The organism is Mycobacterium sp. 852002-51613_SCH5001154 (assembly GCF_001667425.1).
In the GTDB taxonomy this organism is placed as follows: Bacteria; Actinomycetota; Actinomycetes; order Mycobacteriales; family Mycobacteriaceae; genus Mycobacterium.
In genome coordinates this window covers 1-612 of record NZ_LZII01000079.1, presented here as the reverse complement: position 1 = coordinate 612, position 612 = coordinate 1, and the positions used below count along the sequence as shown (strand labels likewise).

1 protein-coding gene is annotated in these 612 nt (G+C 69.6%); it reads right to left on the bottom strand.

All coding sequences use genetic code 11. The features are described from left to right. On the bottom strand, window positions 1-612 hold a 612-nt coding region (locus A5750_RS20435), incomplete at both ends, for an AMP-binding protein (protein WP_156664378.1).

The window sequence follows — 612 nt, the reverse complement described above, 5'->3', positions numbered from 1 at the left end:
GGGACCACCACCAGTCGCCCGCCGTGCAGCAGCGCCCCCCAGATCTCCCACACCGAGAAATCAAACGCATACGAATGGAACTGGGTCCACACCTGCCCGGGCGCCAACGCCACCCCCACCGCCGGGGCGTCGAACAACCGGGTCACATTGGCGTGGCTGACCGCCACCCCCTTGGGCACCCCGGTGGTCCCCGAGGTGTAGATGATGTGCGCGACATCCTCAGGATCCGGGCCCGGGGGCGCCGTGGCGGGCTGCGACTGCAGTGCGGGGCTGTGCACGTCGATGACCGGCAACACATGCCCGGCCAGCTTGTCGGCCAGCGCGACCGTGGTCACCGCGGCCACCGGCGCGGTGTCGGTCAACATGAACTCGATGCGCGCCTCGGGCAACCCCGGATCGATCGGCAAATATGCCGCCCCGCTCTTGAGCACCGCCAGGATCGCCACGATCGCCTCGGCCGAGCGGTCCAACAACACCGCCACCGACTCCCCCGGACCCGCACCCCGGGCAATCAACCCATGCGCCAACCGATTCGACGCCTCATCCAACTCCCGATACGACAACGAACGACCCGCACACCGCACCGCCACCGCCCCCGGCGCACGCACCACC